This is a genomic window from Novosphingobium sp. BL-S-24, assembly GCF_055521575.1.
Genome location: NZ_CM145487.1, coordinates 866,525 through 886,180 on the forward strand (window position 1 = coordinate 866,525; position 19,656 = coordinate 886,180).

The window sequence follows — 19,656 nt, forward strand, 5'->3', positions numbered from 1 at the left end:
CTGCCCTCACTACGTTGGAAACCGGTATGTCTCAGATTGAACCCTATACGATGGCCGCCTGCCGTGTGGTGCCGAACTCCATGTTTGTGGATGGGCGGCCCGATCGTGGAAAGTTGCTGGCGAATATCGACCACACCATCGCTGTTGCTGAACGAGTCGCCGGTGACCACGGCGCAAAGTTGATCGTCTTTCCGCAGTTCGGCATCAGCGGGCACGCCATGGTATCGTCGGAAGTGTGGCATGACGCCGCGCTGGAATTTCCGGGGCCGGAGTTGGACCGTATCGGCGCGGCGGCGCGGCGAATGGGGGCGTGGATCGTCGTTCAGGCGCCCGAACGTCACGCCGCTTTCCCTGGCCGCTATTTCCTGTCGTGCGCGATCATCGCGCCGGACGGCAATCTCGCGCTCGTCCATCGCAAGAGCTATTCACTGTCGCTGCGAACCAGCCCGATCGACGTCTATTCCAAATTCATCGAGACATTTGGCGAGGACGCGTTCTTCCCGGTGATCGACACCCCCCTTGGCAGGATGGCGGCCACGATCGGGGCGGAGCCGCATTGGCCGGAGGCGTGCCGTTCGCTGGCGCTGAAAGGGGCGGAGGTAATCGTCAATCCCATCGCGGCGGCAGGAACCCACCTCGATTATCTGGAGCGTGCAGGCGCGTTTCACGTACGCGCCACCCGCGCGTTCGAGAACATGGTCTATCTCGCCAGCCCCAATTTCGACGGTGGCCCACAGTCACCGCCATCAACGATCTACGATTACAAAGGCGAGCAGATCGGCAAAAATGTGGCAGCGGATACCACCGTCATGCTGGCGCGCGTGGACATCCCGGCCCTGCGGAAATGGCGAGAGGAAGCGGCAGCCAATTTCCTCGCGCAGATCCAGCCACAGACCACGATTGCTGCTGCCATGACAGGCCACTGGCCCAGTGACCGATGGCCCGATCATGCTCCCGAACAGTTCGACGAAATCATCGACGTGGAACGGGACGCCTGGCGAAAGATCCAATCTCACTGGAATGGTGGCAAGTCGGTCTGAACCTCGCCCATCAGCCCACTGAGTCGAGATCGCTCCAGCGATAGACGGCGTAACTGGCCATCCAGCAAAATATGAATAGCCCGATGATCAGGAAACCCAGGGTGTTGAAATGCTCGGAAAGCATGGCCGCACCTGACCATACCCCGCCTTCCAACCCGAACTTGTCAGACAGCAGCGCCGCCGTCTGTATCGAACCGATCACAAGCGCTACCAGCGCGGAAATCGCGGTGATGACGACATTGTAATAGAGCTTGCGAATGGGCTTCACGAATGCCCATTCGTAAGCACCCAGCATGATGATGCCGTCGATGGTATCTACCAGCGCCATGCCGACCGCAAACAGCACCGGGAATACCAGGACGGTCACCAGCGAAATCCCATCCGCTGCATGGGCGCCCGACAGCCCGAGTATCGCCACCTCGGTCGCGGTATCGAAGCCCAGGCCGAAAAGAAAACCAAGCGGCGCCATGTGCCAGGGATGCCGCACCAGCCGAAACACCGGCCTAAGGATGCGGGCGATCAGACCGCGCCCGGCCAGCAGCATGTCAAGATCGTCCTCCACGATCCTGCCACCGCGCCTAACTTGTTGAAACCGCTGCCAGACGCCTCTCAGAATGACGAGGTTCATGATGGCAATGACGAACAGGAATGCGGCCGAGATAATCGTCGCGATCACGCCACCGGACCGACCGAATGCCTCAAAATCGTCGAGCGTACTGGCGGCAAGGGCGATCGTCGTCGCCGCGATCAGGACGATGGCGGAATGGCCGATCGCGAACCATAGCCCGACGCTCAGTGGTCGCTGGCCGTCCTGCATCAGCTTGCGCGTCACGTTGTCGATCGCCGCGATGTGATCTGCATCCACGGCGTGGCGCAGCCCCAGGCTCCATGCGAGCAAGGCGGTTCCCAGCAGTACCGGGCTGGAATGGAAAACGCTGAACGCCCACCCCCATACCAGGAGATTCGCCCCGATCAGGCACGATATAATCGCGGTGGCACGAGAGCGCAGCCGGGGACCGGCGCCTCGATGGGAAGCCGTCCGACTCCCACGTTGCGAAGGCGCGCCGGGCGCGTCGTTCAGGTATTGCATTCATCGATACCCCGGGCGTCAGCGAACCTGACGGAGGGGCTTCCGCACAAGCGGCCGGCGCATCCATGCCGGACGGACGCCAATCAGCGGCCGGCACGGTATGCCGGTGCGGCCCCGCCGCACGTACGTCGCTCAGACGGAGTATCCGTGCCTTGGCCAACCCCTGGGCCACGGCAAGAGCGACCAGACGCCGGCAGGTTTCCTGGCTCGCGGGTCAATGCTTGATGCATGGCCTTCCCAGGCCTCGCATGTTTCAGCGTCCGGCCCAGTGGCTGCCGGCGTACCGCGTTGGTCGCCGGCCTATGCATCGCGCTCGCCGCTTACAGTTGCAGGGACAGCCTCGGCTTCGAGGGGGCACCCCTCTTACCGCGTTCCCTATTAAGCCCCTTTCGGGGCACCGACGCGATCAATGCCGACCCGCCTCAAAGCCGGATCGACACGATCGCACCTAGTCGTACACGCGCCGGGCCGCAAGGCCGGATCGCGGGTATCGGGCTTTCGGAAGGTTCAGTTCGCCGGGGTGCGACGACGACGCCGAAGCAGCATCAGACCGCCGGTCGCCAAAGCCATCAGGCCGATTACGCCCGGTTCCGGCACCGGGGAGCCGCCCGAGCTTCCGCCGGGAGTGCTGGGCGTACCCGGATCGCTGGGAACCTGATAACCGCCGGTGTACGTGCCGATATGCATTTCACCGTTCTGCACCAGGCTGCCGAATACGGCCGATCCCTGGATGTAATTGGCAGTCCTGGCGGCCGCGCCGGGGGCGAGCACGGAACCGCCCCAGGCCGTGGTCAAGGAAAGGTCCTTGGCATCCGGGAAGTTCCAGATCACATGTTCGCCCAGGTTCTGGGTGCCGCCCAGGAAGTTGTCGTCCAGCTTGATCGCACCGCCCGATACGTTGACGATCGCCGTGTCCGCGCCGTTAAGATTGAACTGGATCTCACCGATCTTGTTCAGGTCACTGGCCGAGATGTTGAAAACGGCAACGCCGCTGCCATCCGGCTTGGCATCGAACGTGCCGCGATTGCCGCTGATCGTGAGGTCGCTATTAGCCGTCTGCTTACTCATCGATACGCTGAGGCCGGTCATCGACGTTTCGATCAGGCTCTTTTGCTGGGTCAGGTTCTGCGCGAAGGCTGGATCGCTGGCGGCAAGGCCCGCCGTGACGGTGTTGTTGTTGACGTTGGTGTTGCTGATCGAGCCGCCAACCAGAACCGTCTGCGCGGCGCCATTGAGATTAAGGCCGCTGTTGACGTTGCCGCCAACGATCGCGCCGGAACCGTTGTTCAGGTTCTTGTGGCCGCCGTTGACGTCGCCCACCACGGTCAGGCCCGGCGTGCCAGTGTTGGAAGCGGGAAGCGGCTGAATCTGATAGTTCGACGAATTGCCTTCCAGGTTTCCGCCGACGAACGTGCGCCCTTCCACCTCGGATGACGACGTCAGATCGCCCAGAACCACGAGGTTCCAGTTGCGCAGCACATCGGTGCCGGCAATCATACCCGAACTGGCAAGAACCGGACTGGCAGCAATCACAGCGGCAATGGCCGCGACGGACAAGGAAGCGATACGAATTGCTGTCACGGGTGGGTCTCACGTGGCGGAAGTGCCGAGGCCCTCGTATCGCAGCCGGTGCGATTGGAAAGTCGCACTTTGGCGGTGTCCCTTCGCGGAACACGCCAGCTATTACCTGTTATCTTGATACCCGGTGGTGGCCTGCTCCTCCCGAAGAACGAGCGCCAAATTCAAACCATTGCGGTTGCACTAATTCTGGACACCGTTTGGGGATGGCCATAGTAGTTAAAGCGTTCCAGCGGCTGGATAAAGTGAGGGGTCAAAAGACCGTACCGCACCAGATGGAACGAAAAGGAGCATCGGACGACTGTCATCCTTGAAAGGAGGCAGGAGACCGAGTGGCACGCAAAGATATTATTTGGCCTGGACAAAGGCCGGCGTGAACACGTTGACGGTACGTCCGTAGACGAACGTCAAATTGTGCCGGCCTCTCGTCCAAAAACCCAGCTGCAGCCTGATGAACCGATGCTCAGGCGGCGTGTACGATGTACCCTGACGTTCCGTCACCAAGCATGCCGTTACGGATGACATAGGCGATCATGTGCACCCGATTGCGCGTTCTGGTCTTTAGTCGCACGTTTTCAACATGGCGCTCGACCGTGCACGGCGCGATCGACAGCGTAATTGCAACTTCCTTGGCAGACATGCCTCGCGCCACCAGACCGACTACTTCGGACTCACGGACGGTCAGCTGCAAGTTGTTAAGTTTATCCATGATAACCCCCTATATGCGTGAAAATCCCTCAGAATCACCGATTTAAATGCTCGGTAATCCGGGTATGCGATATGTGTTGTGGGGCGACCCTAGTGGATTCTACGATTGATATTTTTATATAACACGCCTTAACCAAATAGTACAAGTTTAGTCTTAAGTCCGATTTTTACGTACATCTATTGCCGTTGCGCCCGTCCGCTCTTGCCACGAAGATTGATCAGCTTTGATGGAGACGCGCTTTGACTCAATTTGCTGCCAACTGGATTCGGGCCAATGATTGAAGATCGGCACACAATCCTCGAAACGCTGACCAATCGCGAGTCGGAGATCCTTCGCGCGATCGCTCAAGGCCTGTCCGCCAAGGAAGTGGCCAAACAGCTCGAGATCGCACCCCGAACCGTCGAACGGCATATCGACCACATCCGTCTCAAGACCCGGACGCGAAACCGTTCCCACATGGTAGCCTTCGCCATTGCGAACGGGCTGGTGTGAGAGTTGCGGCAGTTCACACGCCTTTGTGCGCCCCGGTGAGGGCAGGGTTGATGTTCGCATTTGCAATCCAACTCCCTCCTCTTCTTGGTTATGTGCACAATTTCACTGATCTATTGTGAGTGGCGCTTACTTAATTCGCCTTGTTGATTTTCAGGCCATTGTTCCGACTCACCACATTTCATGAGGCATAATGCCTAGGTACTTGGTCCTATGTCGAGGGCATCAATCATGTGCAACTTTCCCAAAGCGAGAATATCAGCGGGGACTGAATGACTAGACGTCAGGGATCAGGCAGATCGGGGGGCTTGCGGGCGGTCCATCCGCTCGCTCGCGGAGGCGCTTGCACCCGAGTCGCAACACTAAAAGATCGGGAAGCCGGCGGCCTTCGCTATGATATGCCGTCCCGGTCTTCACAGTTTTACTTGCTATACTAGTCATGGCGTCGGGGTTTTCGGCCATGGTCCTGTATTTCAGCTGGCTTTGCCGATCATCGGCAATTGTCGCTGAAAGCAATATGTTGAACACCGCGTTTCAGCGTGCGCGTTTCGTCTATTCCGGTTGGCGTAACCAAGACCTGCTGTTTTCCGCGATCCGCCAGGACGAAGACACGCCTTTCCGTCGTCGCTTACGCGCTCGGCCCACGATGCTGGACGCGGTCATCCATCCCTACCAATCGACCAACTGGAATGCGCGTACGCGGTTGACCAAACTTCGCGATCATTACGACGCCATGGTCAGGCTGCGATGGCTGTTCGACCCGCATGAGCAGCGGGAGACGATGATCGGCGATCTGTCCGCGATCGACCCTGGCCTACGCCTGGTCCTGGATGAGGCGATCTGGTTCAAGAACGAAGGCCCGCTGGTGCTTAACCTGTTCCGGGGAGACGACCGCATCTATTCGATCGCTTTCGCCTTGCGACGGGAAGCTGGCGACCTGATTGCCCATGTCGGCGCGGTACAGGGCCGCAATCCAAGGGACATTCCCGAGATAATGGACATTTACCGCGATCTCACCCGTCAGGCACATGGCATGCGGCCCCGTGATCTGTTGATCGAGCTGTTCCGCATGCTTTGCATACAACTGGGCGTAGCGCGGATACTACTGGTTTCCGATCAGTACCAGCACCATCGCGCACCGTACTTTGGCGATAGCAGGGCGGAAGTCCGCGTCAGTTATGACGAAGTGTGGATTGAACGCGGCGCCGTGCGCATTGATGACACCATGTTTGAACTCCCTGTACGCGCGACAGTGCGCGCACGCGATCAGATCCCGGCACGCAAGCGGGCTTTATATCGCAGGCGGTACGACATGCTCAGCCAGTTGTCTGAAGCGATCGAACGAAGTCTTCGAAAGCACTGGCTAGAGGGAAATCCGTCGACCGGTCACGTAACAGGAGGCGAAATCGGTGTGGTCCAGCTTACGTAACCACAATCTCAGCGCCAGGCTGCGTCAGCCGGCCGACGAGTTATGGGACCGATACCTCGGCGTAAGCACGTTCGGCTTCCACCCCGGCACCGGAGGCCCCGGTGATCGCGAGTGGTACATGCATTACATCCCATCGCCCTACCGGGATATCTTCGAAGTCTTCAAAGCTGCTGGATTGAACGCCGATGACACGGTGACCGATCTGGGCTGCGGTATGGGTCGCGCCGTATTCGCCGCCGCTCATATGGGCGCATGTAGGGTCGAGGGAGTTGAGTTGGTTGCAAGCCTCGCGCAGCAGGCACAGATCAACCACCAGAAAGGTCGTCTCCGCACAAAGAAGGTGGAGATAATCGCCGCCAACGCAATCGATCACGACTTGAGCGCTACCACGGTGTGCTACATCTTTCACAGCTTCGGGCATCACATCATGGGTGAGGTCTTGGAAAGGGCCCGCAGGGATCGGCACAGGGCGGCCGTCACCGCGCCTTTGCGCATCGCTTACATAAATCCGGTCTGCAACGATGTGATAGAAGCGTCGGGATGGTTTCGAAGGGTCAGGGATCTGCCTGCGCGATCGCAGTTTCTGTCGAATGCCGACCATTATGCCGCGACGATCTGGATCTCCAGCGGCGGATAACGCACGCTATCGTTTGTAACTTTTATGTTACTCGCGTTATTTCGTCGAATCATCGGCTTGGCCGCTTGCGATGCCAAAATCGTCACCGGAATAAGCCAATTTTTCAATCGAATTCGATACCATTCCTGCGGTTTTGCCTCCACCCCTTGCTTCGAGCACACGCAAGCCAGCCTATGCCTTTTCAACGTTATGTCATTGGATTATCGTGATAAAATGATAAACTTGATCTCAATGCGTCAATTGTTTGACATATAGATATATCATTATAACAATAAGCTCCGGCGAAAGGTCGCCAAAGATGAGGGCTTAGACCATGACCAATCACCGACTGCTGTTAACGACGGTTCTATCATCTCTCACTTTCGTCGCCGTAGCGGCGCATGCGCAAGACGCAGACGCGCCGGCGCCCAGGGACGGGTCGTCAGGACTGGAAGAAATCGTCGTAACCACCCAGCGCCGAGCTGAAAAACTTCAGGATGTGCCGGTAACCGTTTCCGCATTCAGCGATGCGATGCTTGAACGACTCAACGTACAGGACACGCTGAGCACGTCGAAGTTCGTACCTGGCATGATTTCGCAGCATAACGCTGGCCTCGCATCTGCCAACGCGTACTATTTGCGTGGTCTGGGCAACAGTCAGTCTACCGCAACATTCGATGCCCCCGTCACGGCTTACGTGGACGACATCTACATTGCGCGACAGAACGCCAATAACTACGCCTTCTTCGACACGGAGCGCGTTGAAGTAATGCGCGGTCCGCAAGGAACCTTATTCGGACGCAACACGACCGGCGGCGCCATCAACGTCATTATGCGCAAGCCGGCGGCTACGCCCGGCATGAAGATGGAAATCACGGGCGGCTCGTATGAGCGCTACACCGTGAAGGCCAGCGCCGATCTGCCGCTGAGCGACAAGATTCTCACCAAAATCTCCGGCTTCGCCGTCCAGGATCGTGGCTACCTAAAAAAGGTAACCACTGGCGGTTGGCTGAACGGTGAAAAGAGCTACGGCATTCGTGGCGACATCAGGCTTCTGCCGACGGATCGGCTGACGATCGACGTGTCCGGCGAATACACCAGCAACGCCAGCACGTATTCCGGCCTCCGTTATGTGCCGGGTACGAACCCTTACGTACCGAACGCCACCAATCGTCCGGTATTTTACGAGAACGCATCGGGACTGCCCAACACCGGCTGTACGGATGACAACGTCACCACGCTGCTCACTACGGGGCGTGGCAACTGTAACCTGTCTGAGGTCGTAGCGTTCAGCGGAAACGTCAATTACGAACTGGACAACGGTGCGTTCACTTACATCGCCGGATACCGTCATCTCGATCAAGGCTACATCAACGAATACAACGCATCGGCTGTCAACAAGTACGCTGGGTACATCCTGGTTGATAACGGCAAGTACGAACAGCAGAGCCACGAACTGAAGCTGAACTATTCGTTCGGCAGCGTCGTTGATCTGGTTACCGGCGTTTTCTACCTTCGGGAGACTGCGGACGATCGCCAGACCAGCTTCTCTGGCGGCACCACGGCTTTCCGTCCTATCCAGGACGCTGCCTATGATCATGAAGTGAAGACTGCCGCGATCTACGCGCAGGCGGACCTTCATGCGACAGACGCGCTGACCTTTACCCTGGGCGGACGTTACACCTGGGAAGAAAAGAACCTTCACATCATCAAATCGACCCAGTTCCCGACGTTGTCGTATGACGATGCCGCCGTACTGGCCAACGGCATTCCGCTTTCCCAGACGGTCAAGAAGTTCACTCCAAGAATAGCGGTGAACTACAAGATCAATCCTGACGTCATGGTCTTTGCATCCGCGACCAACGGCTTCAAGTCGGGCGGTTGGAACGGCACCGCGGCATTGCCGCAGAACGCGGTGACGTTCCGTCCGGAAACGACTTGGTCCTACGAAGGCGGTATCAAGTCGGAACTGTTCGATCGCAAGGTTCGCTTCAACCTGACCGGTTACTATGCCCGCACCAAGGACCTTCAGGTGACCGCAGGCGTCGTGAACAACCTGGGCGTGATCGCAAGCCTTCCTTTCAACGCCGGGACACTTGAAGTATACGGCGTCGAAGTGGAAAGCACGGCTAAATTCGGCAACCTCAGCCTGTTTGCCAACCCATCGTACATGCACGGCCGTTACACGTACATATCACCGCTGGCGACAACGCTCAGCACCGACCTGATCCCGGTTCGCGTGCCGAAGTTCCAGTTCAGCGGCGGCGCGGCCTACGAGATACCGGTTGAGTCGCTTAGCGGGTACTTCACGGCTAACGTCACGTACCGGCACAACTCGCCCTACTGGGTGGCTGTGGCAAATACCTCGCGCACCACGACTGAAGACTTCATCGACGCCGGTCTCAGCTTCACCGATGACGATGACAGCTACAAGGTGTCGTTCGAAGTTTCCAACCTGACCGACCAAAAGACGGTCACGGCGAACTTCCTCTCGCTCTTCCCAGGTGATCCGCGTCGTTACACGGTGCGCCTGCGCTTCAAGATCTGACCCAAGGCCCTGACGAGCCTGAACTGGACCGCCAGCCTTTCGGTTGGCGGTCCTTTTTTATGCGAGCCGTCTTTCAGGCTGACTTGGGGTTTTGCAGATCCAGCCGGATATGGAAGCGATCAGCGCGATAATGCGCATACGTGCGCAGGAATGGCCGGTCATCCGCGTTGTAGACGGTGCGGGTGATGCGCAGGATCGCCGATGACAAGGCCACCTGCAGCGTATCTGCCAGCAAGGCGTCCGCCTGCATCGCGCCTATCAGCTGCTCGGCATGGGCGGCGTGATACCCCGCCTTGTCCAGCAATTTCAGGATCGGGCCGCTCATCAGCGAATCCTGCGTGACGATATGCGCCAGATCACCGGGAACGTAACTGACCACGTACCCGATCGGCACGTCGTTGAGCCGCCGGACGCGAACCGCCCTTACCACATCGGCGCCGGGTTCGATCTTCAGCGCGTCAGCGATGATGTCCGTCGCACCGCGTGTCTCGACCGAGATGACGTTGACGGTCGTACCCTCGCCCAGCGCCATGAGCGAGTCCACGGCCTGATCGATGTTGGCTTCGATCGGCCTGGCGGGGGAGCGGAAGGTCACGCGAGTGCCGATCCGCCGCTTGCGCTCGACATAATTCTGTTCGGCCAGATCGTTGAGCACCCGACGCGCGGTGATGCGCGATACGCTGTATATCTCGGACAGTTCCTGCTCGGTCGGCAGGGCGCTGCCATAGGCCCTCTGACCGCACATGATCTGGTCGCGCAATTGCAGGTATATTTGGTGGTAAAGAGGTACCGCCCCCTCGCGGTCCAGCATTTCCATTCCCTGACTGCTCATTTCGGCCCCCGTCGACCGCACGCTAATTGGCGGTAAGGTACCCATAGTCAAGCCGGGGGTAGTATCGCCGCCCTCGAACACGTAGCTCAGGGCAGGCAGCGGCTCGTCTGCGGTCATGCCGCCTCGCTCGTCCAGCGAGGGTACTTGCCCATAAGCAAGAGGGATAGCGCGCCCACCATAACCAGCCCTGCGCCTCCGGCGAGAGCGATGTCGTACCGCCCCGTCCTGTCGAATGACCAACCGTAGACAACCGGACCCAGCCCGCCGCCCAATGCGATCACGGTGTAAAGGCAACCGTAGATCTTGCCGTAGGCGCGCCTGCCGAAATACGTGGCGATCAGGTAAGCCAGAAGGTCGAATTCAAACCCGGCGCCTAGTCCTAGGGCGATCACGGAAACAATGGCGTGACCCGTATCGATGTCAGGGCGAGAGAGCAGGATGCTGCCGGCTGCGGGAAGCAGCAGGATTACCAGTGCACATCCAGGCGCCCAGAACCGATCCAGCAGCCATCCACCGATTACCCGCCCGGCGATGACCGACAGGCCGAACCCGGCAGTGATGCCGCCGATCTCCGCAAGCGAAAATTTCTGAGTGCGAAGGATGTTTTCCAGATTGGGCGTCGGCGCTGTCAGGGCAAAGGCGATGAGCAGAAACGCGAATATCATGATCCAGAACTGACGACTGGCCACGGCTTCGCGAAGCGTCAGGCCTGCCTCGCTGGGCGGCGCTTCGGCAATGATGGACGCGCCCCGCTTGGGCCTGATCTTGCCGCCGCCCCTTTCGTGAAACAACCATGCCACGATCGGAACGCCGATGATAATCGGCAGCAGGCCGATCGCCATGAAGGACAGACGCCAGCCGTAGTTCTCGATCAACCAAGCGGCGAGGGGTTTGATCAGGAATCCCGTCACACCCGTCCCGGTGCTGGCAATGCCGATGGCGAGGCCGCGATGCTTTTCGAACCAGCCGTTAACCGTGTAGGTCCACGTGGCGGTCAGCGTGCCCGCGCCTACGGTCGACATGATAACCCACTGGCCATAGTAGAGCCAGATGTTGCCGTTGTTCAGCCCCAAGCTCATGAAGGTCAGCCCGAACAGCACCAGCGATACCAGCGCAACCGGTCTGGCCCCGTAGCGATCGATGGCCACGCCCGCCATCGGCCCGGTCGCCATGACGACAAGAGACTGGACCGTGATCGACCCCATCAACGATGCGAAGCTCCAGCCGAACTGTGCCTGCAACTGCGGAGCGAACATGCCGATCGTATAGAACGGCAGCGGGCTGAGGCCGACGGACAGTCCGACCATCGCCGCCACGACCACCAGCCACCCTGCCCTGCCATCCCGGTCGGGTAGCGCAGCCGTAGTTCTGCCCGGCACGTTCGGCTCGGTGGGGATAACGCTCGAGACCATCGATCACCTGTTTACGGTCTGCCGCGTACGGCACTGGACAACGCCATCTTCATGGCACACTAATAGTTATAGGAATATACCATAATGACTCGTCTGTCGTGGTGAAGACCCTTCGGAGCAAAGGTACAGTCCCGCATGAGCGCTGGAATATCGTGTCACTACGTCGAAGCCGCCGGGCGTCTGGTTCATTACCGGGTCTGCGGGTCTGGTCCGGCCATTGTCCTGCTGCACGATTCCCCCCGATCGTCACGGCTGCACATACCATTGATGCAACAGCTTTCCGATCGTTTCCAGGTTTTTGCCATCGATACGCCGGGTTACGGTGATTCCGATCCGATCGGGATGGAAGGCCCCGGCATCGCGGATTTCGCTGAGGCCCTCGGCCTTGCAATCGCGGCGATAGGCATTGGCCACGCCCCGGTCTACGCGACCCATACGAGCGCCAAGATCGCCCTCGCGCTTGCCGTTCGCGGTGGAACGATGCCTTTGCTGATGTTGGATGGCCTGTCCATTCCTGCAGCAACAACGCCCGAGGCGTTCATCGAACAGTACATGCGCCCGTTCCAGCCAGAGCCGACCGGCGCTTGGATCGCGGCGGAATGGAGCCGCACGCGTGACATGCTGCGCTGGTTCCCCTGGTTCGCGGTGACGGCAGCCAATCGCATCCCGATGGAACCGCCGTCTGCTGACTGGATGGAAGACTACGGGATCGACTTGTTCAGTGCCGGCCCGCAGTACGCCGACGCCTATGCCGCCGCGATGCGGTGGAACCCGATGGCGGATCTGGTGCGCGTTCCGGTGCGGACCGTAATCGGCGCGCGCAGCGATGACGTGCTCTATGCTCATCTTGATAAAGTGCCCTGCGCGGAAAACCGCAATTTGTCGGTCGAGCGATTGGGACCGGATCGGGATGCGTGGGTCGAATGGATAGCTCGAACGCTCGGGATGGCCACAGGTCAGTTGCCTGCTCAGCTATCGGAAAAGCTTGCTGGTGCCGATCTGGCGCGAGGATATGTCGATCTTGATGGCGGCCAACTCCATTGGCGTAGTTTCGGCAAGGCCACCGGTCGGGCGATACTGGCATTGTCCGGGCCGACCACGCTGGAGGCGGAGCGATGGGCGCGGGCACTGGCTCCCCACCGCCGTGTCATTGTGCCGGACCTTCCGGGCCACGGAAACTCAGACCCCCTCAGGGAAGCGACGCCCGTCGCGATGGCAGATGCGCTGGCCGTTCTGGTCGAAGCCCTGGACCTCGGCACGGTGGACGTGCTGGCGATCGACCTGCTCTCACCGTTGGGCGCCCACTTCGCCAGCCGCCATCAGGGGCATGTGGCGTCGATCACCGTGCAAGGCGCACCGCCAATCGATACAGCAGATGTACTGCTTGCCGACTCCATCTGTCCGCCGATCGAGTTCGACGCGGTGGCGGGATCGCATCTCCACCAGATATGGCACATGCTGCGCGACAGTCAGGTCCAGTTTCCATGGAACGACAGCCACCCGCACGCCGCCCGTCCCCTGTTCGGCATAAGCGACGCGGCCGATCTGCATCACGCGCTTACCGGTGTGCTGAAGCAGCGTCGCCATTATGATCAGGCAGTTCGGGCATCCTTGTCCGTGGCGCGGCCCGAGGTCTGGCGTGCGGTATCAGCGCCCATGCTCGCGTGCGAAGGCAATGACCCGGCGATGGCCCAGTCGGCGGACTTGTTCGCTCTCGCCCCCCGTGCGCGGAGTATGCCCATCACTGGCGTGATGGAAGCCGATGCCGCCGTTCTGGTTGCCGCGTTGGATCAGGTCGCTGCAGCGGAGTGCGTGAATTGACGGACGAGGCAGTTGACCGCGCCGCTCGCGCCGCGCACCCTTGGCCGCGCCGTTCCTACGCCTGGTATGTCCTGTCGCTGTTGACGCTCGCCTATGCTTTGGCGATCCTCGATCGGGTCTCGATCGCCCTGCTGATCGAGCCGCTGCAAAAAGCGATGGACATTGACGATACGCAGTTCGGTTTGCTGCAGGGGATGGCGTTCAGTGTCGTCTACAGCGTTCTAGGTTTACCGCTGGGCATGCTTAGCGACCGCCGCCGACGGGTCACCCTGCTCTTCGGCGGCCTCGTATTGTGGAGCGCGGCCACCATCGGCTGTTCGTTCGCGTCGAACTTTCATGAACTGTTTTTCGCGCGCATGATGGTCGGCGTCGGGGAGGCGGCACTGGTTCCGGTGGCGACATCGCTGATCGCGGACTATTTCGCCCCGGACATCCGGCCCAAGGCCTACGGCATCTTCGTTACCGGAAGCTCGCTTGGAACCGCCGCAGCCATGGCGCTTGGCGGCATATTCCTTGACTGGGCGGACGGCCTGATCGTTGGCATTCCATCGATCTTTGGCGCAATGCAGCCATGGCAAGTCGTCTTCGTCCTGTGCGGCACGCCAGGCATCCTGCTCGCGTTGGTATTCCTCGCGACAAGCCGCGAACCGTTCCGACGCGGCGGCCCTTCGACGGAACCGATCAGCCTGAAACCGATCATCCGCCTCTTCCTCGACCGACCCGGCGCCTACGGCCTGTTCATGCTGGGGTCGGTGCTAAACCTTGTGTGCGTCTATGCCATCATCGGCTGGTTCCCTGCCCTTTTCATCAGAGCGCACGGATGGGAAGCGGCTGAGACCGGCAAGATACTGGGCATGGTCGGCCTGCCAGTGTCGGTGTTCGCCGCCGTGAACAGCGGTTGGGTCATGGCTTGGCTGAACCGACGCGGGCATGTCGACGCGCCGGTGCTGTGCGCGATGGGTTGCGCGCTGTCGATGGTGGTGTTCGGCACTCTCGCCTGCCTTGCGCCGACCGGTGGACTGGCGTTGCTGGGATATGCCCTGAACGCCCTGTTCCTCAACTGGAACACGTCTGCGGTCTATTCCGGCTTCGCGCAGATCACGCCGAATGCCTTGCGCGCGCAAGTCATGGCGCTGCAGACGATCGCGTCCGGACTTGTCGCGCTGACGGCGGGCAATTTCATCGTGGGTTTCCTCTCCGACACCGTCTTCACCGGGCGGACCGGCATCGCCTGGGCGCTGGGCTGCGTATTCTTCGGATGCGGACTTGCGGCGCTCCTGATCCTCATGGCTGCCCGCAAGGGATTTCGCGAAGCCTCTCTCGCACTCGCCGAAAAGGAAGATGCATGACCGTTACCGTCACTGACGACCTGATCAATGACCTTCGCGCCATCCTGGGCCCTGACGGGCTGCTGACCGATGAGCAATCGCTGCGGCTCCATGGATCCGACCTGCTGGACCAGGGCGCTGCCTGCATCATGGTCGTTCGCCCCTCCACCGTCGAAGCACTCACACAGGCCGTGACACTTATCGGCAAGGCCGGCATCGCCATGGCCCCACGCGGGGGTGGTCTGACATACGTTCGCGGCTATACGCCCACGGATCGACCGTTCGCCGCAATCGATGTCGCGCGGCTCAACCGCATCCTCGACGTCAGCGAAGAAGACATGGTCATAACCGTCGAAGCGGGGGCGACGTGGCGGCAGATCTACGAGGCTTTGACCCCGCTTGGCTTGCGGCTCCCATTCTTCGGCACCTTTTCCGGCCATCGTGCGACTGTGGGAGGCGGCCTTTCCAACGGTGCGCTGTTCCTTGGCACCGCCCGGCACGTGTCAGCCGCAGAAGCCGTCATCGGCATGGAGATCCTGCTGGCAGACGGCTCCCAGCTCCATACAGGGCAGAGGGCCGTGGCGAACGCGCCCAAACCGTTCATGCGCACCTTCGGGCCAGACACGACTGGATTATTCGTGCATGATGCAGGTGCTCTTGGGATCAAGGCGCGTATTAGCTTGCGGCTTGTCCGTGCCCCGAAGCACACCGGATACCTGTCGTTCGGATTCGGCGATCAGGCTAGCGGGATCAAGGCTCTCTGCGAAGTAGCGCGCTGTGATATCGCCGAAGACGCGTATCTCATGGATCCGGACAAGACGCGAACCGCTCTCGCCACTCCCAGCGATCTTGCCCGCGATGCCCGCACCCTGGTCAAAGTCGTCGGCCAGGAACGCGGTCTTTTCAAGGGCATCAAGGCGGGCGCCAAATTGGCGATGGCTGGTCGCAACTTCATCGAAGACGGCTGCCATTCGCTGCACCTGGTCCTTGCCGGGCGGAGCGAGCAGACGGTAGACGCGGACATCGCCGAAGCGCGATCCATCGTCGCGCGCTTCGGCGGTTCGGAACTTCCCGACTCAATCCCTCGCGCTGGCAGGGCGGAACTGTTCATGCCGGTGGACAGGCTGATCGTCGGCCCCAATTCGGACCGCTGGATCGCTTTGAATGCCAAAGTCCCGCATAGCGAAGCCCAGCGGCTCACTGCATCGATCGAAGCACTGATCACTCGGCACAAACCAGCGCTGGACGCTGCCGGGGTCGTCGTCTCGCGGCTGCTGACCGTCTTGGGCACGCATGCCTTCAGTTACGAGCCAGTGCTGAACTGGCGCGATGCGTGGATGCCGCTGCATAAGGACATTCTGGCCGGAACAAATACGTTCGCTGAACCGGACGCGGCTCCTGATGCGCGGGCGCTGGTGATGCAGGTCCGCGCCGAACTTATCGATCTGTTCGCGGAACAGGGCGCTGCGTCCAATCAGATCGGCCGGACGTATCCTTACGCTTCCGTCTTGCGCCCCGAAGCGCGCGATCTTCTGCAATCATTGAAGCGCACCGTCGATCCCCATGGATTGATGAACCCGGGCGCGCTGGAACTGTTTTGAAGAGAGGACGCTGATGGCCCGCCCGCACATCGAATTCGTGCAGACCCAGAATGTCGATTGGGAGCCGCAACCCGATGGCAGTTCCATCAAGTTGCTGAATGCCGACCCGGAGTCAGGCGAAGCGACAATGCTGGTTCAGTATCCGGCGGGATACTCTCGCGACGCCAATAGAACCGTTGAAGGTGCGGAAGAATTCCTCGTACTCGGCGGTTCGATTGTCATGGACGGCACCGAGCGGGGTCTTCACGGCTACGGCTTCCTGCCTCGCGGCTCAGGTCTTGGCATTCGTCATTCCGCAGCGGGCGCCGTAATGCTGGTCTTTCGCTACGGGCGCGACGATCCCAACTCAGTCAGCGGTGTCGCGGAACACCTTGCCCTAGATACGACGGCGATGCCGTGGGACGTATCTACATACGACCCCAAGCTCATTCACTTGCGATTGGCGCGAAAGGTCCTCCGACTGGGCCCCAGCGACAGTTGCCGCACGTTCCTGCTGATGGGGATGCCTCACGGCGTTCCGCAGGAGGACCGGCTCCCTCCCGAACGGCATGACCATGCCGAGGAGATGTTCATGCTGCAGGGTGAGATGTGGGCACCCGAAGGCTGCATGCGGCAGGGTGCCTATTTCTATCGCCCACCAAACATCCTGCATGGACCGCATGTTTCGCAAACGGGATGCCTGCAGATCATGCGTTCGCCCGGCGCCAACCGCATCGTCACTCATTGGAGCGATGAATTGCGACCGTTGCCGATTGGTGCGCCTTATCGGCCGGTCATGCCGGAAGGTACGCCTCAATCCTGGGCAGAGCCACTTCCGTTGGCGCCGGCCTGGTAGTGACGAAAAAGGGGGCACCGAATGGGCGCCCCCTCTATCACTTACTTGGCGTCGGAACGCTCGAGTTCGACCAGTTCGTACCAGGTCTGCATGTATCCGCCGACTCCGCCTTGAACAAAGATGGCGTCGTCGTCCGCTGTCACCCATACTTCGTACGGCGGGTGGGCGTGGCCGTCGATCGAGATCATGCCGCCGGCATCGTCGGTAAACTGATACTTGTGGCAATCGAACGTCCCGGCGCGAACAGTCACCGTTTCCTGACCGACATAAGCCAAATCGATATTCGATTCGGCGATCAGGGGCGGCGTCGCGCCGCGATGGTCTGCTGAAGGCAAGAAGCAGCGGAAATTACGCTTGTGCGGCCCGCGCGAGCGGTCGATCTTCTTGGTGATGTAAGCATCGCCCGAGATCGGATGCGTCCCAAACCCGTCGAATTCGCCATTGATATGCAGCGTCTGTGATACGCGGCCGATCGTCGGCCCGTAGCTTTCACATTCGACCGTGTCCTTGCCGATTATGAACATCCCGGCGCCCATGAACTTGTCGCCCACTGTCAGGCGTACGAAGCAGTCCATCGGACGGTCGTTTTCATCGAGACTGTAGACGATATCGCGATGTACGGTCGGCGCTGGCTCGTCGATTTCACACCGCGCGCGCAGTGACCGTTTGCCGTCGGTGTGGTGAGTGAAGGTGAAGAACTCCCGGCCTCGTTCGTGGCCTTCGCGGCCAGGCTTGCGCGAGGTGTAGAGTATCTTTCCGGTGATGGTCCGATGCTGTTGCACGATGATCTCCCTTCCTTCTGTGAGGTACTGTCAGGTCTTAAACCGGGGTGGCAATGCCCAGGAAACTCGCCGCCAGGACCAGCACCCAGATGCTGATGACGCTGATCCGCGCCCGCGAATTGACGGCGGCGATGATGCGATCGGTGTCCGGTGTCGGACCGCTTTCACGCATCTGAATGATAGCGGGGAATAGCGGCACCAACTGACGGCGCACGATCAGCCCCAAGGTGATGCAGCCTGCCAATATCAGCAGCTTCAGCCCAATAAAGAACGGCAGAGCGATGGCGCCGGACACCCCGGCGATACCACCAGCTACCAGGCCAGCCAATACGATGTAGCGCACGGCGATATCAATGCGCTTGAAGGTGGCTCCCTGCGGCCCATGCTTGATGTGGACCGTCCACGCCAGAGCCAGCCACGCCAGGAACACAACCCACACGGCGACGGCCCAGCTTCCCGGCACGTCAAGCCAGCCCTTCGCGACTGCCAGGCCGAAACCTGTAGGAAATGCAAGGATCAGCGTGGTGCGGGGGGCCATGTCGATGTTGTTCAGTATCTTGAGCGCCATCATGCGCTCGGCGACTGAGCGCTTGGGGTCGACCATGAAGCTGGAGCTGTAGAAAGCGCCAAGGTCACCGCCCAGCCAGTAAACCGCGATCAGAATGTGCAGGAGAGTGAGGAGCGACAGAGCAATATCCATGGCTCAGTTCCCGGCAGCGAAGAGTGCTGCCATCGCATCATGCCGGGCCGCGCGGAATTCCGGCGCGTCCAGCCGCGGCAATTCGGCGAAACGGCCATTCGGCAACAGCTTTTCAAGTGCGACACTGGAATCATATAGCGGATCGTTCACCGCCGCTGTCACCAGCGTGGGACACGTAATCAGGCCCATGCGCTTGTCTGCCGGCCACTTGAAAGCAGCACGATAATTGAGATGATACGTAGTACTCGCCTTCATCACTTCGACGATCCACGCGTGCAGATCTTCCGGAGATCCAAGACCACCATCACGGCGTCCAGCACGAGTACGGCGATACCAGGGAAAGAAAACATACTGATCGCGGCAGAACTGGAACAGCCGCGTCAGATATGCACCGTCCAGGTCCGGCTCGAACGGGAAAGCATACGTCGCGAGAATTTCCGCTAGCTCTTCGCCTTCCATCAGGCTGACACCATCCAGCACGAGTGCGGAGACACGGTCAGGCGCAAGAATGGCAAGTTCTGCACCGATCGCAGCGCCGGTGTGCGAACCGTAGACGCGCACTTTGTCGAGACCGGCCTCGTCCATGAATTGCAGCATCGCAGCGGCAAGGTCCGGCATGGTGGGCTCGCCATCGGAAAGCGCCACGCTGTCACCGTTGCCGGGGGTGTCGGGGGCATATACCCTCGCCTCTCCGGCGAAATCCTCGATCAGGCGCACTTGCTGGCGCGAACTGCCAGGAGACGCGTGGAGGATCAGCAATGGCTCGCCCGATTCGCCCGCTTGACGATAGTGCATCTGGCCATGCGCGACATCGACGAAGCCACGACGGATTTTGGTGGTGCTCAT

Annotated in this window: 17 protein-coding genes and 1 riboswitch; of the genes, 9 read left to right on the top strand and 8 right to left on the bottom strand. The window is 60.2% G+C overall.

Annotation, left to right across the window (positions count from 1 at the left end):
* Positions 1–26 precede the first annotated feature (26 nt).
* Positions 27–1,040, top strand: coding sequence for a nitrilase-related carbon-nitrogen hydrolase (locus tag ACZ1JM_RS03895; protein WP_465131820.1), 1,014 nt, complete (start codon positions 27–29; stop codon positions 1,038–1,040).
* A gap of 10 nt (positions 1,041–1,050) precedes the next feature.
* On the opposite strand, the gene ACZ1JM_RS03900 is transcribed toward ACZ1JM_RS03895, so the two are convergent.
* From ACZ1JM_RS03900 to ACZ1JM_RS03910, 3 genes are all read right to left on the bottom strand, one after another.
* Positions 1,051–2,049 (bottom strand): HoxN/HupN/NixA family nickel/cobalt transporter, encoded by a 999-nt coding sequence (locus ACZ1JM_RS03900; protein WP_465132573.1) that lies wholly within the window; start codon positions 2,047–2,049, stop codon positions 1,051–1,053.
* 256 nt (positions 2,050–2,305) lie between these two features.
* Positions 2,306–2,547, bottom strand: a riboswitch (cobalamin riboswitch).
* Between the two features lie 90 nt (positions 2,548–2,637).
* On the bottom strand, positions 2,638–3,702 hold the full coding sequence (locus ACZ1JM_RS03905) for a choice-of-anchor A family protein (RefSeq protein ID WP_465132574.1): 1,065 nt from the start codon (positions 3,700–3,702) through the stop codon (positions 2,638–2,640).
* 469 nt (positions 3,703–4,171) lie between these two features.
* On the bottom strand, positions 4,172–4,417 hold the full coding sequence (locus tag ACZ1JM_RS03910; protein WP_465131821.1) for a response regulator transcription factor: 246 nt from the start codon (positions 4,415–4,417) through the stop codon (positions 4,172–4,174).
* A gap of 273 nt (positions 4,418–4,690) precedes the next feature.
* Here ACZ1JM_RS03910 and ACZ1JM_RS03915 point away from each other — a divergent pair, with 273 nt between their 5' ends.
* The 4 genes from ACZ1JM_RS03915 to ACZ1JM_RS03930 all read left to right on the top strand — a co-directional run bounded on the left by ACZ1JM_RS03915 (position 4,691) and on the right by ACZ1JM_RS03930 (position 9,499).
* Entirely contained in the window at positions 4,691–4,909 is a 219-nt protein-coding gene (locus ACZ1JM_RS03915; protein WP_465131822.1) for a response regulator transcription factor, read from the top strand.
* Positions 4,910–5,345: 436 nt separating this feature from the next.
* Positions 5,346–6,335 carry a DUF535 family protein gene (locus tag ACZ1JM_RS03920; RefSeq protein WP_465131823.1) on the top strand — a complete coding sequence of 330 codons (990 nt, stop codon included), beginning with the start codon at positions 5,346–5,348 and terminating at the stop codon, positions 6,333–6,335.
* On the top strand, positions 6,316–6,972 hold the full coding sequence (locus tag ACZ1JM_RS03925; protein WP_465131824.1) for a methyltransferase domain-containing protein: 657 nt from the start codon (positions 6,316–6,318) through the stop codon (positions 6,970–6,972). The genes ACZ1JM_RS03920 and ACZ1JM_RS03925 overlap by 20 nt, the downstream gene beginning before the upstream one ends.
* A 313-nt stretch (positions 6,973–7,285) precedes the next feature.
* Positions 7,286–9,499, top strand: a complete 2,214-nt coding sequence (locus tag ACZ1JM_RS03930) for a TonB-dependent receptor (protein WP_465131825.1) — start codon at positions 7,286–7,288, stop codon at positions 9,497–9,499.
* A gap of 73 nt (positions 9,500–9,572) precedes the next feature.
* Here ACZ1JM_RS03930 and ACZ1JM_RS03935 read toward each other — a convergent pair whose 3' ends face one another.
* Both ACZ1JM_RS03935 and ACZ1JM_RS03940 read right to left on the bottom strand, forming a co-directional pair.
* Entirely contained in the window at positions 9,573–10,448 is an 876-nt protein-coding gene (locus ACZ1JM_RS03935; protein WP_465131826.1) for a GntR family transcriptional regulator, read from the bottom strand.
* Positions 10,445–11,743, bottom strand: a complete 1,299-nt coding sequence (locus ACZ1JM_RS03940) for an MFS transporter (RefSeq protein ID WP_465131827.1) — start codon at positions 11,741–11,743, stop codon at positions 10,445–10,447. The genes ACZ1JM_RS03935 and ACZ1JM_RS03940 overlap by 4 nt, the downstream gene beginning before the upstream one ends.
* 135 nt (positions 11,744–11,878) lie before the next feature.
* Here ACZ1JM_RS03940 and ACZ1JM_RS03945 point away from each other — a divergent pair, with 135 nt between their 5' ends.
* From ACZ1JM_RS03945 to ACZ1JM_RS03960, 4 genes are read left to right on the top strand one after another with little or no spacing between them, the layout of a single operon-like run.
* On the top strand, positions 11,879–13,564 hold the full coding sequence (locus tag ACZ1JM_RS03945; protein WP_465131828.1) for an alpha/beta fold hydrolase: 1,686 nt from the start codon (positions 11,879–11,881) through the stop codon (positions 13,562–13,564).
* Positions 13,552–14,913: an MFS transporter gene (locus ACZ1JM_RS03950; RefSeq protein ID WP_465131829.1), complete on the top strand. Its 1,362-nt coding sequence runs from the start codon at positions 13,552–13,554 to the stop codon at positions 14,911–14,913. The genes ACZ1JM_RS03945 and ACZ1JM_RS03950 overlap by 13 nt, the downstream gene beginning before the upstream one ends.
* Positions 14,910–16,493 (top strand): FAD-binding oxidoreductase, encoded by a 1,584-nt coding sequence (locus tag ACZ1JM_RS03955; protein WP_465131830.1) that lies wholly within the window; start codon positions 14,910–14,912, stop codon positions 16,491–16,493. The genes ACZ1JM_RS03950 and ACZ1JM_RS03955 overlap by 4 nt, the downstream gene beginning before the upstream one ends.
* Before the next feature lie 13 nt (positions 16,494–16,506).
* Positions 16,507–17,328, top strand: coding sequence for a cupin domain-containing protein (locus tag ACZ1JM_RS03960; RefSeq protein ID WP_465131831.1), 822 nt, complete (start codon positions 16,507–16,509; stop codon positions 17,326–17,328).
* A gap of 41 nt (positions 17,329–17,369) precedes the next feature.
* On the opposite strand, the gene ACZ1JM_RS03965 is transcribed toward ACZ1JM_RS03960, so the two are convergent.
* Genes ACZ1JM_RS03965 through ACZ1JM_RS03975 form a run of 3 tightly spaced genes read right to left on the bottom strand, consistent with a single transcriptional unit; the run spans position 17,370 to position 19,656 of the window.
* The gene (locus ACZ1JM_RS03965) at positions 17,370–18,110 is read right to left on the bottom strand and encodes a hypothetical protein (protein ID WP_465131832.1); all 741 of its coding nucleotides are present in this window, start codon (positions 18,108–18,110) and stop codon (positions 17,370–17,372) included.
* Between the two features lie 37 nt (positions 18,111–18,147).
* The gene (locus ACZ1JM_RS03970) at positions 18,148–18,810 is read right to left on the bottom strand and encodes a hypothetical protein (protein ID WP_465131833.1); all 663 of its coding nucleotides are present in this window, start codon (positions 18,808–18,810) and stop codon (positions 18,148–18,150) included.
* Between the two features lie 3 nt (positions 18,811–18,813).
* The gene (locus ACZ1JM_RS03975; RefSeq protein ID WP_465131834.1) at positions 18,814–19,656 is read right to left on the bottom strand and encodes an alpha/beta fold hydrolase; all 843 of its coding nucleotides are present in this window, start codon (positions 19,654–19,656) and stop codon (positions 18,814–18,816) included.